We start from the raw sequence: 13,440 nt of genomic DNA on the forward strand, positions 1-13,440 counted from the left end.
GCGGTGGCGAGCGTCCGCGCGAGTGAAACGAGCGCGGTTCACGAGAGACGCGAAGCGTCTCTCTGGCTCTCGTTCACTCCCTGCGGTCGTTCACGAGAACACTGCGAACGAGGCCGGAGGCCGAGTGAGCAGGAGTTTTTAGTCCAGGTTTTTGGCCGGGGGTTGAGCGCGAGCGAACGGAGTGAGCGAGCGCGACGCCCCCGTCTAAAAAAGTGGGTGCTTAGAAGTAATCGACGCTCGCGGGCAGTTCGAGCTTCATGCCCTTGCGCTCGCGGATCTCCATGATCGTGTCGGGCTGGAGATTGTCGGCCATCACCTGGAAGCCGGCGTTCTCGGTGTTCCAGGAGGCGCGTCCCTCGGTGGCCGAGCGGATGTCGGAGGCGAAGCCGATCATCTCGTCGACCGGGGCGACGCCCTCGACGACCATCAGATCGCCTTCCTGGTACATGTCGTCCACGCGTCCGCGGCGACCCTGAAGCTCGCCGGAGGCGGGACCCATGTGCTCGCTCGGGACGTCGATGCGCACATTTTGAATCGGTTCGAGCATCGAGATGCGGCCGTCGATGAGCGCGCCGTGGACGGCCTGCCGCACTGCGGGGATGACCTGTGCCGGGCCGCGGTGGATGGCGTCCTCGTGCAGGCGGGCGTCGTCGAGTCGGATGAGGGTGCCCTGGACGGGTTCGGCGGCGAGCGGCCCGTCGTCGAGGGCTTCTTCCCAGCCTTCGACGACGAGTTCCATCGTCTCGTTGAGATGCTGGATCCCCTTCGTGTCGTCGACGAGGACGTTCGTGCCGTGGATGGTCTCGATCTCTTGGGAGGTTTCCTTGTCCATCCCGGCCTCCTGGAGTGCCTCGCGGCGTTCCTGCTCGGGCATGTCCATCGACGCCTCGCCGCGCTTGATCGTCTCGACGACGTCCTGCGAGAGCGGTTCGACGGTCAGGTAGAACCGGTTGTGCCGGTTCGGCGACTGCCCCTCGACCATGTCGGAGGGCTGCTGGACGGCCTCGCGGAAGACGACGATCGGCTCACCCGTGGTGACGGGGATGCCCTGGTTGCGCTCGATGCGCTGGGTGATCACTTCGAGGTGGAGCTCGCCCTGCCCCGAGATCAGGTGCTCGCCGGTGTCCTCGTTGATCTCGATCCGGATCGTGGGGTCCTCCTTCGAGACCTGCTGGAGCGTCTCGATCAGTTTCGGCAGGTCGTCCATGTTCTGTGCCTCGACGGACTTGGTAATCACCGGCTCGGAGATGTGTTCGATCGACTCGAACGGCGTCATCTCGATCGACGAGACGGTGGAGCCGGCGATCGCGTCCCGGAGACCGGTGACGGCGGCGATGTTGCCCGCGGGAACGCTCTCGACCTCCTCGCGCTCGCCGCCCATGAAGATCCCGACCGACTGGATGCGGTTCGTGCCGGCGGTGCCGGAGACGTAGAGGTCCTGACCGCGTTCGAGCGTTCCCGAGAACAGCCGTCCGGTGGCGATTTCGCCGGCGTGGGGGTCGATACCGATATCGGTCACCATGAAGACGACATCACCCTCGTCGTCGACGAGACGCATCCCTTCGGCGAGCTCGGTCGTATCGTCGCCACGCCAGACGGTCGGCACCCGTTCGGGCTGAGCCTTGACCGGGTTCGGGAAGTGTTCGGCGACCATGTCGAGCACGACCGTCGAGAGCGGCGAGTACTCGCGGAGCTCGTCGATCTCGTCGTTGCGGTTGTATTCGATGATGTCGGCGAAGTCGATGCCCGTCTCCTGCATCTGGGGGACGCTGGTCGCCCAGTTGTAGAGCGCCGAGCCGAAGGCCACAGTGCCGTCCTGAACGGAGACTTTCCAGCCCTCCTCGTATTTCTCCTCGGCCATCCCGCGGATGAGTTCGTTGACGTCGCCGATCACCGACTGGAGGCGCTCCTGCATCTCCTCGGGCCCTTCCTGAAGCTCGTTGATGAGCCGGTCGACCTTGTTGATGAACAACGCGGGCTTGACGCCCTCACGAAGGGCCTGGCGCAGCACGGTCTCGGTCTGGGGCATCGTCCCCTCGACCGCGTCGACCACCACTAAGGCCCCGTCGACCGCACGCATCGCCCGCGTCACGTCGCCGCCGAAGTCGACGTGGCCAGGAGTATCGATGAGGTTGATGAGGTGGTTGGTCTCCTGATATTCGTGGGTCATCGAGACGTTCGCCGCGTCGATGGTGATGCCCCGTTCCTGCTCGTCCTCCTCGGTGTCCATCGCGAGCTGCTCGCCGGCGAGATCCGAGGAGATCATGCCCGCGCCCGCGAGCAGGTTGTCGGTGAGGGTGGTCTTGCCGTGATCGATGTGGGCGGCGATGGCGATGTTCCGGATGTTCTCCGGAGTGTCCATCAGCCGCTCGCATTCCTGAACGATCTTCTTACGTCGGCCCATTATGCGAACTCGTATCGGAAGGAGGGTCAAAAGGGTGCTGTTTCCAGTCCCGGAGCCGATGACGTCGGGAAATTCGGCCGGCTTCGCTACTCACGACAAGCGAGGAATCGAGCGGCGAACCGTCGCGGCACGCAGCATCCAACGAACGGGAACGGGGAGCAAGAACCACAGTTGATCGCGAACTACGTAGCGGGCGTCTTCGACGGCGATACCGGCGACGACCAGCGCCACCAGGTTGATCGCGAACTATGTAGCGGGCGTCTTGCCCCCGACACAAGAATCATACTCTGCCGTCCCGTGTTAATAGAACACATGGACGTTCGCGTGCATTCGCCCGGTCCGGCCGACCCGTTTCTGGGGGCGCGGGACCTCTTCACGACCGAACACGACCTCGCGCTCCCGGTTCACGTCCACGTTCGCACCGATCCCGATTCGCGGACGTGGAGCGCCCACTACGACGATCGCCACGTCCTGAACATCTCCCGGCAGGCCGCGACCAGCGCGATGGCGCGTCCGCTCGCGCTCCACGAGTACTCACACATGCGTCGGTACGAGCAGTCACACCCGTCACATATCCAATCGACCACGGAGGCGCTCACGCTCGCGCTCGCGGGCCACTCGGTCGAGCGCCGGCGACTCGTCCACTGCCATCAGATCGCGAACCACATGAAGGACATCTACGCCGACGACATTACCCTGAGTGTTGGACCGGCCAACAAGCTCGTGTCCTTCCTCGAATCGAGTCTCGCGGGCGCGCTCGCCGACAGACCGGTCGATCCACCCCGCTGGACGCGGCTGACGCCCGCGGCCGACCCCGAGATCACGGCCGTCAACGCGGCCTTCGCGCTCGCCCTCTTGGAGCGCCACGACTGCATCACCGACAACCACCGCCTCTACGACCTCGCTCACGCCGCCGCCAACGACGCTCCGGGAACCGATCTCGCGGCGTTCAAACACCGCTTCCGGGAGCTCGTCGCCGATCCCGACGAGAGTCAGTATCGACAGGCGCTCGTCGACGCGACCCGCGAGTACGCTCTCCAAACGGACTCTGCCGCCGACTGACGAACCTGCACCGTACTCAATCGGACGTCTCGTTTCCGTCGGCCGGCTCACCGGCCGGGAACTCCTCGACAGCGACGGTCGATCGCTCCGTCGTGGTCCGTTCGGTCGTCGACGAAGTTACTGTCGACGTTGTCCGCGTCGATCGCGCCGTTGCTCGCGTCGACGAGTGGTTGGGGTCCGATGCGTCCGTCGTCGGTGGTGCGACCGTCACCACGATCTCCGTCGAAGGATCGGTCGATGCTGCCGATGTCGAAACACCAGCGGAGCCACCACCGTCGCTCGGTGCATGCCCGTTGGTCGATCCGCCGGTGTCGAACGTACCCATCACGACCGGATAGGCCATCGCCCCAGCGACGGCGACCACCACGGCCACCAGCACCACCGTCGCGACCGTCGTAGTGATGCCGTCGAGCGGCGATCGTTCAGGGGATGTGGCTCCGTCGTTCGATCCGAAACGACGGTCGCCGTCGCTCGACGCCGTCTCGGACGACCCGAACAGCGATTCGTTCTCGTCGTCACCGAAGACGAACCCGTCGTCATCGTCGCTCATCGATCCACCCGTGTTGGACGAACGGTTGGAAGACAGGGGATACGGAACGAACTCGGTGCTGTCATCGGTCGTACTCGACCGCGCGGGGAGTTAGCTCTCCGCTTCGGGCTGCCAGGCATAGCAGAGGTTGCCGCCGAGAATCGAGAGCACCACGCCGAGGACGGCTCCGAGCGGCGTGCCGACGAGCGAAACGACGACCGAGACGACGCCGACCACGCCTAACAGCCCCGCGAGATCGGGTTCGACGAGCGCGAAGACGCCACAGAGAAAGGTCGCCGTCGCCGCGACGAGTGCGAACGCCGACGGGCTGGCCCGGGCGAACGTGATCCCCATCGAAAATATCAGCACGAACGCAACGGTGATGCCGCCGAGTGCCAACAGCACGCCGCCGAGAAACGGCCGCGACGCCCGCCACTCGCCGAACCGTGCCCGATGGGCCGACAGCCCCAGCCGTTCGGTGCTCATCGGTGCCCCCGACGATCGCTCGTCAACACGGAAGCGCCGATGAGTGCTGAGCCGTTCGTACTGTTTTGCCGAGCGGTCGGGGCCGCCGTTGCCGTAGTCGCCGACGCGTTTTCGGCTCCCACTGCCGCGGCCGTGGCGGTTTCCGTGGTCGTCGCCGTCGATGCATCGGTTGCCGTCGGCGTCGGCGAGGCGGTGTCAGTTGCGCTCGTCGACGGAGCGTCACCCGATGGGGTCGGAGTGGGCGTCGTCGATGTCGTCGGCTCGGCCGTCGTGCCGTTTTCGCCGGGCGTGGTCGTCTCGTTCCCTACACTCGTCTTGTTCGTACTGCTCGTCGCGTTCGCCGATTCGTTCGTGCCGTTTGCGGCGGCAGTCGACACGTTGGTGGAGGCGTTGCTCGCGTTGGCCGAGGCGTTGGACCCGTTTGCCGAGCTGTTCGGCGCGGTGATCGTGAGGGTTCCGGTGGTCTCGTTCGCGCCGGCCGTGATGGCGTGGTCGTACTCGCCCGGACTCAGTCCGTCCGTCCCGATGTCGGTGAACGAGACGGTCGTCTCGTTGTCCGGACCGAGCGTGACGTTGCGCTGGGCTAGCGTCTCGCCGTCACGGCGGTACGTGACGGTCGTTTCGTCCTCGATGTAGCCCGCGTTCGTCACGGTCGCGTTCACGTCGTAGGTCTCGTTTCGCTGGACTTCGGCGGGTGCCGCAAAGTCGCTGACCGTGAAGTTGTTGGTCGTCACGTTCGGGCTGATGACGCCCTCGTCGGTCAGCAGCGCGAGCGCGTTCGCCGTGATGAGGTCCAACACCGGCTCGATCGGATTCCGGGTACACTCGGGCGTTCCCGAGACGCTCGTCGATTTCGTCCCGCCCTGCATCGTGAGCTCGAGGTTCTCGATGGTGATCGACTGCGCGGACAGCTGATGCGTGTTCGTCACCACCTTGCTCGAATCGATCGGCGGGCCGGGCAGCGGCCCCAGATCACCGATCGAGAACAGGAAGTCCTCACCGGGACACGTCGACCACTTCTTGCGCGCCGCCGGGATGACGACCGGATCCTTGCCGATCCCCAGTCGCCCGAAGTACGCCTCCGAGGCCGTCAGCGAGAGCCCGTCCGGGGCCGACGCAGACGATCCCTTGATCGTGAGATGCGAAGTCCCACCCGGGCCGCCACGGAAGTTCTTGTACATCGTCAGCCCCTCGATGTTCACGTTGCTCTTGAACGAGAACTCCCCCGCTGGGACGCTCTCGCGGTTCGAACTGTCGGTCGTGACGTTTTCGTGGTTGAAGCCGCTGCCCGAGAACTCGTCGGCGACGACGACGGTGCCGTCGATCCCCTCCTGTTCGGGAAAGTCGCGGGCTGCCGCCGTCATGAGCGGATGGGCGAACGCGCCGAGGACGATCACCGAGACGAGCAGGAGGGCGATCGACGCGGTTCGGCCGCCCGCACCGCCGCCGTCGGCGCTCGCCGCACGACGCACGCGCGATCGCGTCCCGAACAGTCCGTCGTCGGACTCCTCGGCAGCCGTCTCGTCGTCGGTGAACTCGAAATCGGCCTCCGTGGTCCCGCCGGAGCCGCCCCCGCCGTTGTCCCCGTCTTCGGTGTCCTCATCACGCCAGGCGTAGCAGAGCACGCCGCCGACGATGCCGAGACCGGTACCGATGATGAAGCCGCCAAGCGCGCCGTACAGCGAGAAGATCGAGAACACAACGCCGAAAATCCCGAAGATATCGGCGTTGCCGGGCCGGGTGAGCGCGAAGATGCCACAGAGGAACACCAGCGCGGCGAACAACAGCCCGATCGGCGAGAGCGTCTCGCCGATGAGGATGGTATCGGGCGCGATGTTGATCGGAATCCACGCGATGACGAGCGACGCCACCACCAACAGCGCACCGCCGGCGAACGGCCGGCCACGCCGCCAGCGGTCGAACCGGGCGCGTCGCGTTCCAACCGACCCGTTACCACCGCCCGATCCGGACTGTGTCATTTCAACCATTCTGTGTGTCGTGGTGGAAAAACGTATCGACCGTCGTTAGCTCAACGTGACGTCGCCGCCGTCGGTGTAGTCGCCGTCACCGTTGTTGTCGTACTCGGCGGCGAGCGTGAGACCCGGAATCGAGATCTCGTTGACCGCCTGATAGTGAGCGCGGATCGTCGCGTTCTGGAGGACGATCCCCGGGTTCGAGGCGTTCGAGAGATCGAGCGTCTTCGGACCGCCCGTCGCGCTGTCGACGCCTTCCTGGCGCTGTTCACCCGTCGACGGGGCGACCTGCTTGAACGAATCGCTGTATTTCGCGTTCTCCTCGTCGATCAGCAGCCCGTTGAACGTCGACGAACTGGCCTGGAGCTTGGTCTGTTTGACGAGGAGTGAATCCGCCGTCACCGTATCCGTCGAGGTGATCACGATTCGCGCGTTACCGCCGATGGCCGGCACGTCCTCGAGCTCCTTGGTGAGTTCGAGACCGTCGATCTCGACCGAGGAGAACTCCGCGGTCGCCACCGGGACGCCCTCACGCTCGCTCGTGTCGCTCACGCCCGGATAGAGGTACAGGTCGTCGCCCCGAAGCTCGTCGGCCTCGATCGTGAACCCGCCGATGCCGCTGATCGGTGCGGCGAAGGCCATGCCGCTGCTCACGATGAGCATCGCCACGAGCGCGACGACGCCGAACGACACCGCCGTCCCCTTCGCCAAGACTTTCTTATCGTACATGATGTATCACCTGTTGTCGAGTGCGACGCCCGAACGGTGTGCGCCGGCGATCCACCGCCATCGGTGGCTCCCCGCGTATGCGGCCGAGGGACGCCCGCGTGGCGACTCCCGCGTCGCGTCGACGTCCCACGTTACGACACCGTCCATGACACCCGTACTAACCATACCCACGCCTGTGACTGTTCCCCCCGCTATACATGGGCATTTATATAACAGTCGTTGTTGTCAAAGCGATGGCTGACCGAACAGCGAGGATCGGAAACGAAAAAGAACTGTGCGAACGGTCAGCGGGCGGCGGCCGCGACGCGCTCTTTCTCCTCTTTCTGGTTGACGGCGTACGTCTGGACGTCGTAGTTCGCCGCGCCGGTGAGCTGGTCGGCGAGCGCCTCGTGGGCGTCGGTCGGCGACTTGAACGAGGCGCTGTGGGTACCTTCGGCGATGAACTTGAGCGCCTGATCGACGCGACGCTGCGGGGCGACGTCGACGGCCTGCGGGACGGAGATCCCACCGTATTTCAGCCGGACGGTCTCCTCGCGCGGGGCGGCGTTCTCGACGGCGCTGACGAGCACCTGCACCGGGCTCTCTTCGGTGCGCTCGGCGACGAGATCGAAGGCGTTGCGCACGATGCGGGTGGCCTGCTGTTTCTTGCCCGTGTTCTCGTCGGTCTGCATCAGCCGGTTGATGAGGCGCTCGACGATGGAGATCTCGCTCTTCTGGAACTGCTTGCTCGCGTGACGACCCATCGTGTGCTCCACAGGAGTGACGGTGATGTAGCGCTCGGTGCTCGGATCGTCGTACTCGATCCCGGTCACGTCCCAGCGCTCGAACAGTTTCGCGCCGGTCGCTTCCTCAGCGCCGGCGGGCTGGTCGGGCTCGGGGGCTTCGGATTCGCTCATCGGACGGGTTTCTCCGCGTTACCGCGCACGAGTTCGATGAGCGAGACGCCGTTGACTTTCTCGACCTTGTAGTTGACCGCCGAGAGATCGCCCATCGCACGACCCTTCGCGCCGCCGATGCCGGCGATCGTGACCTCGTCGTGCTCGTCGATGAACGAGATCGCACCGTCACCCGGACAGAAGGCCGTGACCTGCTGGCCGTTCTTGATGAGCTGGACCCGCACGCACTTGCGGATCGCAGAGTTGGGCTGTTTGGCCTCGATGCCGACCTTCTCCAGAACGATCCCTCGACCCTGCGGCGCGCCTTCGAGCGCGTCGGTTTTCTCCTTCAGCCCGCGAGCGCGTCGGGCGTACTCCGAGTCGGACCACCGATGGTTCTGACGGTCCTTTTTGAGTTTCCGCGCAGCGTACTTGCCGTTGGCCATATACCCCCGCTACCCGATGGGCGCACTTATGCCTCCCGTTTCAGGCCGCCCCGAGCGCCGACGGGCGAGTTCCTGGAACGAGTCGATCATGAGCCGAGTCAGTAGCGGTGGCGCGCGATGAATCCGGCCGAAGGCCGGAGAACGCGCGAGGGATGAGCGAGTGAGTGAAACGAACGAGCGAATCGGCTGGGGAGGTATGTGGGCTGTGCGGGGCGGTGCGGTTGCGGTCCCTCATTGTCGTCGGTTTTCGCAGCGTTGCGGTGGAACACCGAACGCAACCCAATTCCGGTGTTGCAGCAGGACTATAGCACGACCACTATCGAAATTCGAAACAATCGATTCAGGCCAGTTCGATGTCGTCGATGTCGAAATGGCGGTCCGCCAGCCGGCGCGCGGTCTCGATCGTCTCGCCGTCACGGCCGATCGCGACACCAGTGTCGGCCCGATCGACCTCCGCGTAGGCCACGGTCGAAGCGTTCTCGCTGATCGTCACGTTGTGCACCACCGCGGGGGCGAGCGCGTTGGCGACGAACAGTTCGGGTGTGTCGGCGTTCTCGACGAGCGAAACCCGCTTGTCGAGTCGTTCTTCGACCTGCTCGACGGTCGTCCCGTCGGGGCCGATCGCGTCGCTCATTTCGCCGGCAGCCACCAGAAAGCAGACGCGGTCGTCGCCGACGAGACAGTCGACCGCGGTCGCGCCCGTGACGTCCTCGAACAGGGCGATGTGTCGGAGTGCGGTATCGGAAAGCGTGACGCGCATGGTGAATGAGCTATGGTTCGACGAGCGATACGGGGTCGGGAGTCAGTCCGCGCGGCCGGAGCCGTCGGTCGTCGCGCCACCCATCCGGAGGTTGACGTCGCCGGTGCCGAGCTTGATCGGCTTGCCGACGATGACGTTCTCGGTCACGCCGTCGAGATCGTCGACCTCACCGTGGACCGCGGCGTCGAGCAGGTGGTTGACGGTCACCTCGAAGGCCGCGCGCGCGAGCACGGAGTTCTTGTTGCCCGAGATGCCGTGGCGGCCGATCGACTCGATCGTCCCCTCGGCGGTCATGATGTCCGCGACGAGCATGAGATGGCGGATGTTCACGTCGCCGAGGCCCTGCTCTTCGAGCGTGTTCATCGTCTCGTCGATGATCGTCTCGCGGGCGGCCTCCACACCCAGGTTCCGGTAGACCTCGTGGATGTTGTTGCAGGTCGTCCGCGAGGCGTCGACGCCCTCGATGTCGAGCACGTCGCCGAAGGCCGACCCCTCGGTGTAGAGGACGAACTCCTCGTTGTCGTCGACCTCCTCCTTACGGATGACGACCCGCGAGACCTCCTCGATGCCCTTGAAGACGATCTCGCGCAGCTCCTCGACCAACTGGAGCAGGCGACGATAGCTCGGCTGTTCGGGCCCGAACTCGATCGTCGTCCCCGTCTGCGTGACCTCCACGCCGAGCGAGTCCTCGACGATCTCGGCGACCGTCTCGGCCGAGATCATCCGCTCTTCGAGGGTCTGCTCGTTCAGGCTCACCTGGACGAGCATGTCGGCGACGTTCGTCGAGACGTCGCCGAGCGCCAGGATCCGCGTCGATTCGATGTTCCAGACGACCTCGTGAGCCTTCTCGCGGTTCTCGGCGTGCTGCTCGTCGAGATACACCGTCATCATCGGCGTGTCGGGCGTCTTCCGCGCGTCCACCAGTTCGATGAGCCTGGGCAGCCCCTGCGTGACGTCGATCTCGGCGACGCCCGCGTAGTGGAACGTGTTCATCGTCATCTGCGTTCCCGGCTCGCCGATCGACTGTGCCGAGACGGTACCGACGGGATCGAGCGGTTCGACGCGCGTGTCGAGATAGCGCGACTCGACGGCTTCGGCGATCGAGGCCGCCTGCTCGTCGGTGACGTCGCGTCCTTCGATGCTCTCGTACACCTCGTCCTTGAGCCGCTTCGGGAGATCCGTCCCCTCGACGGTGCGCTCGATCGCGTTCGTGATCTCAGTCATCGCCCACCTCCGGAACGTCGATCGGGGAACTCGGCCGATCGCGATCCATCCGGTCGTCGGCGCTCTCCGAGAGGTTCGTCGCCTGTTCGCCGGCGAACTCCTCGCCTTCGTCCTCGAACTCCGCGGCGAGAACGCGGTCGGCGATCTCGTCGACGTCGATCTCGTTCTCGTCGCTCGAGGAGACCTTCACCGGGCTCGTGTTGTCCTCGCCGAACTCGAACTGGACGATGTTGTCCGAGGTGTCCCGGACGGTGCCGTCGTACTGCGTTTCGAGCTCGGAGAGCGCGTTGATGAGCCGGCGCTGGAGATAGCCGGATTTCGAGGTCCGGACTGCGGTATCGACCAGCCCCTCACGGCCACCCATCGCGTGGAAGAAGAACTCCCGGGGCGTCAGCCCGCTGCGATAGGAGTCCTCGACGAAGCCGTGAGCCTCGGCCGAGAGATCGCCCGGCTTGAAGTGACTCAGCGTGCGCCCCTCGTAGCCGCGGTTGATCCGCTCGCCACGCACCGCCTGCTGACCGACACAGGCGGCCATCTGCGTGAGGTTGAGCATCGAACCACGCGCGCCCGACTCGGCCATGATGACCGCCGGGTTGTCGTCGTCGAAGTGCTCGTCGGCGATGTCACCCGCCGAGTCACGCGCCTTCCCGAGCGTCTGCATGATCTTCATCTCCAGAGTCTCGTCGACCGTCCGCCCGGGCAGTGATTCGAGATCGTCGTTCTCGTAGGTGTCGATGAGCTCCTGAACCCGCTCGTAGGCGTTCTCCATGCTCTCGTCGATCTGTGCCTCGGCGGCGTCGGAGATCGACTCGTCATCGATACCGATCGAGAAGCCGAAGTGCATGATGGCGCGCATCGCCAGCGAGGCGACCTCGTTGATGAACACGCGGGCGCGCGTCTCGCTGTACTGCTTGACGATCGTGTCGACGATCTCGCCGCCGAACGCACCGACGGCGTCCTCGTCGATCGTGCCCTCGACGAGCGCACCCTCGTCGATCGTCACCGTGTCGCCCGTCGAACTCGTGAATTCGAGATCGAGTGCGCTCGGCAGCAGTTCGGAGAAGATCGTCCGGCCGGTCCAGTACGGCCGTCCCTGCTCGTCGTCGCCGTCAGGCTCGGGCAGCGTGTCGACGCCCGTCGCACGCAGCAGGTCGAGCGCCTGCGTCTCGTTGAACCGCGGCAGCCCACCCATCTCGGGGTCGTCGTGGGTGAGGAGATAGGTGCCCGAAACGTGGTCCTGGATCGCACCGATGATGTTCTCACCGAACCGCGGCGAGAGGATCTGCTCCTGGACGCGCATCAGCACGCGCGCCTCGGCACGCGCCTCCTCGTTCTGGAGGGCGTGCATGTTCATCTCGTCGCCGTCGAAGTCGGCGTTGTACGGCGGACAGACAGTAGTGTTCAGCCGGAACGTCTTGTACGGCATCACGACCACCTCGTGGGCCATGATACTCATTCGGTGGAGCGACGGCTGGCGGTTGAAGATCACGATGTCCCCATCCGAGAGGTGGCGCTGGACCTGCCAGCCCGGCTCGATGCGCTCGGCGAGCTCCTCCTTCGCCTGATCGAGGATCTTCATCACCTTTCCGTCCGGTCGAATGACGCGGTTCGCACCCGGATGCGCCTCGGAACCGTTCCGGACGTACTGGCGCGCCTCCTCGATGTTCTGCTCGTTGACGTTCATCGTCTGGGTCATCTCGCGCGCGACCCGTTCTGGAACGCCGACCTCATTCAGGCTCAGTGTGGGATCAGGCGATATTACTGTGCGCGCCGAGAAGTTCACGCGCTTGCCCGACAGGCTCCCGCGGAACCGACCCTCTTTCCCCTTGAGTCGCTGAGAGAGGGTCTTCAGGGGGCGGCCGGAGCGGTGACGGGCCGGCGGCGTGCCCGAGATCTCGTTGTCCATGAACGTCGTCACGTGATACTGGAGCAGCTCCCAGAGGTCCTCGATGATGAGCTGGGGCGCACCAGCCTCACGATTCTCCATGAACCGCTGGTTGATGCGGATGATGTCGACCAGTTTGTGTGTGAGGTCGTCCTCGGAGCGCTGGCCGTTGTCGAGCGTGATCGAGGGCCGTGCCGTCACCGGCGGTACCGGAAGCACGGTGAGGATCATCCACTCGGGGCGCGAGCGCTCGGCGTTGATCCCGAGCACTTCGACGTCCTCGTCGGGGATAGCCTCGAACCAGTCACGGATGTCCGACGGCATCAGCTTGTTCAGATCCTCCTCGGAGAGATCGACGTCGAGCGCGCGCTCGATCGCCTCCCGACTCTCCTCGCGCGGGCGGAACTCGCCGCCCAGGATGTCGTTGATCCGCGAGAGCTCGATATCCGTCGCGTCGGCGAGCTCCTGCGGCGAGGTCGCCGGCCGGTCTTCCTCCTCGTCGGGCTGCATCGCCTCGGCGATGAGCTGAGGATACTCGGCAGCGAGCACGTCCTGGACCTCGTAGTAGGTCGTCGGCTTCTCGTGCTGGACGTCGTACTGCTCCTCACCACAGTACGGACAGCGGTCGGCCTTCCGTGCCTGCCGAATGGCTGCCTTCGTCACGTCGTTGACGTCGTCGTCGAGATCGCGCGCCCGCTGGAGGCGCTCGGCGAACTCGTCGCGCTCGTGCTCGTCGAGCAGCAGGCGCGAACACTCACGGCAGGTTCCCCGGAGGAGCCGCCGGATGAGCTTCGTGAAGCCGACGTGGATGACGGGTGCGGCGAGCTCGATGTGGCCGAAGTGGCCGTTACAGGAGCCCGAGTGCTGGCCGCAGGTCTTGCACTCCAGCCCGGGATCGATGACGCCCAATCGCGGGTCCATCAACCCCATGTCGATCGGGTAGCCGTCGTCGTCGTAGGTGTCGGCGGTGATGATCTTCGTCGCGCTCATGTCGCGATACTCCTCCGGGTTCATCAGCCCGAAGTCGATCGCGCCGATCTCTTTCGGTGTTGCGTTGGTGCTCATGG

11 protein-coding genes are annotated in these 13,440 nt (G+C 65.1%); 1 reads left to right on the top strand and 10 read right to left on the bottom strand.

Features of this window, described 5'->3' with window-relative positions:
• Positions 1-220: 220 nt before the first annotated feature.
• Complete coding sequence (locus NO363_RS10830) at positions 221-2,404, bottom strand: elongation factor EF-2 (protein WP_256685029.1); 2,184 nt, start codon at positions 2,402-2,404, stop codon at positions 221-223.
• A 312-nt stretch (positions 2,405-2,716) separates the two neighbouring features.
• Between NO363_RS10830 and NO363_RS10835 the strand changes: the two genes are divergently transcribed.
• Positions 2,717-3,466, top strand: coding sequence for a DUF5781 family protein (locus NO363_RS10835; protein WP_256685030.1), 750 nt, complete (start codon positions 2,717-2,719; stop codon positions 3,464-3,466).
• A 16-nt stretch (positions 3,467-3,482) separates the two neighbouring features.
• On the opposite strand, the gene NO363_RS10840 is transcribed toward NO363_RS10835, so the two are convergent.
• The 9 genes from NO363_RS10840 to NO363_RS10880 all read right to left on the bottom strand — a co-directional run bounded on the left by NO363_RS10840 (position 3,483) and on the right by NO363_RS10880 (position 13,438).
• The gene (locus NO363_RS10840; protein ID WP_256685031.1) at positions 3,483-4,016 is read right to left on the bottom strand and encodes a hypothetical protein; all 534 of its coding nucleotides are present in this window, start codon (positions 4,014-4,016) and stop codon (positions 3,483-3,485) included.
• Between the two features lie 90 nt (positions 4,017-4,106).
• Positions 4,107-4,481, bottom strand: a complete 375-nt coding sequence (locus tag NO363_RS10845) for a DUF6114 domain-containing protein (RefSeq protein ID WP_256685033.1) — start codon at positions 4,479-4,481, stop codon at positions 4,107-4,109.
• Positions 4,478-6,460 (bottom strand): DUF6114 domain-containing protein, encoded by a 1,983-nt coding sequence (locus tag NO363_RS10850; RefSeq protein ID WP_256685035.1) that lies wholly within the window; start codon positions 6,458-6,460, stop codon positions 4,478-4,480. Before NO363_RS10850 ends, NO363_RS10845 begins: the two co-directional genes overlap by 4 nt.
• A 45-nt stretch (positions 6,461-6,505) precedes the next feature.
• Positions 6,506-7,183 carry a DUF6230 family protein gene (locus NO363_RS10855; protein WP_256685037.1) on the bottom strand — a complete coding sequence of 226 codons (678 nt, stop codon included), beginning with the start codon at positions 7,181-7,183 and terminating at the stop codon, positions 6,506-6,508.
• A gap of 284 nt (positions 7,184-7,467) precedes the next feature.
• Positions 7,468-8,079 (bottom strand): 30S ribosomal protein S7, encoded by a 612-nt coding sequence (locus tag NO363_RS10860; protein ID WP_256685039.1) that lies wholly within the window; start codon positions 8,077-8,079, stop codon positions 7,468-7,470.
• Positions 8,076-8,504, bottom strand: coding sequence for a 30S ribosomal protein S12 (locus NO363_RS10865; protein ID WP_007739600.1), 429 nt, complete (start codon positions 8,502-8,504; stop codon positions 8,076-8,078). Before NO363_RS10865 ends, NO363_RS10860 begins: the two co-directional genes overlap by 4 nt.
• 340 nt (positions 8,505-8,844) lie before the next feature.
• Positions 8,845-9,264 (bottom strand): NusA-like transcription termination signal-binding factor, encoded by a 420-nt coding sequence (locus tag NO363_RS10870; RefSeq protein WP_256685041.1) that lies wholly within the window; start codon positions 9,262-9,264, stop codon positions 8,845-8,847.
• Between the two features lie 42 nt (positions 9,265-9,306).
• Positions 9,307-10,488 carry a DNA-directed RNA polymerase subunit A'' gene (gene rpoA2 / locus NO363_RS10875; RefSeq protein ID WP_256685042.1) on the bottom strand — a complete coding sequence of 394 codons (1,182 nt, stop codon included), beginning with the start codon at positions 10,486-10,488 and terminating at the stop codon, positions 9,307-9,309.
• Positions 10,481-13,438, bottom strand: a complete 2,958-nt coding sequence (locus NO363_RS10880; protein ID WP_256685043.1) for a DNA-directed RNA polymerase subunit A' — start codon at positions 13,436-13,438, stop codon at positions 10,481-10,483. Before NO363_RS10880 ends, rpoA2 begins: the two co-directional genes overlap by 8 nt.
• Positions 13,439-13,440 lie beyond the last annotated feature (2 nt).

Origin of the sequence: Halococcus qingdaonensis, from assembly GCF_024508235.1 — an archaeon.
Classification (GTDB): Archaea; Halobacteriota; Halobacteria; order Halobacteriales; family Halococcaceae; genus Halococcus; species Halococcus qingdaonensis.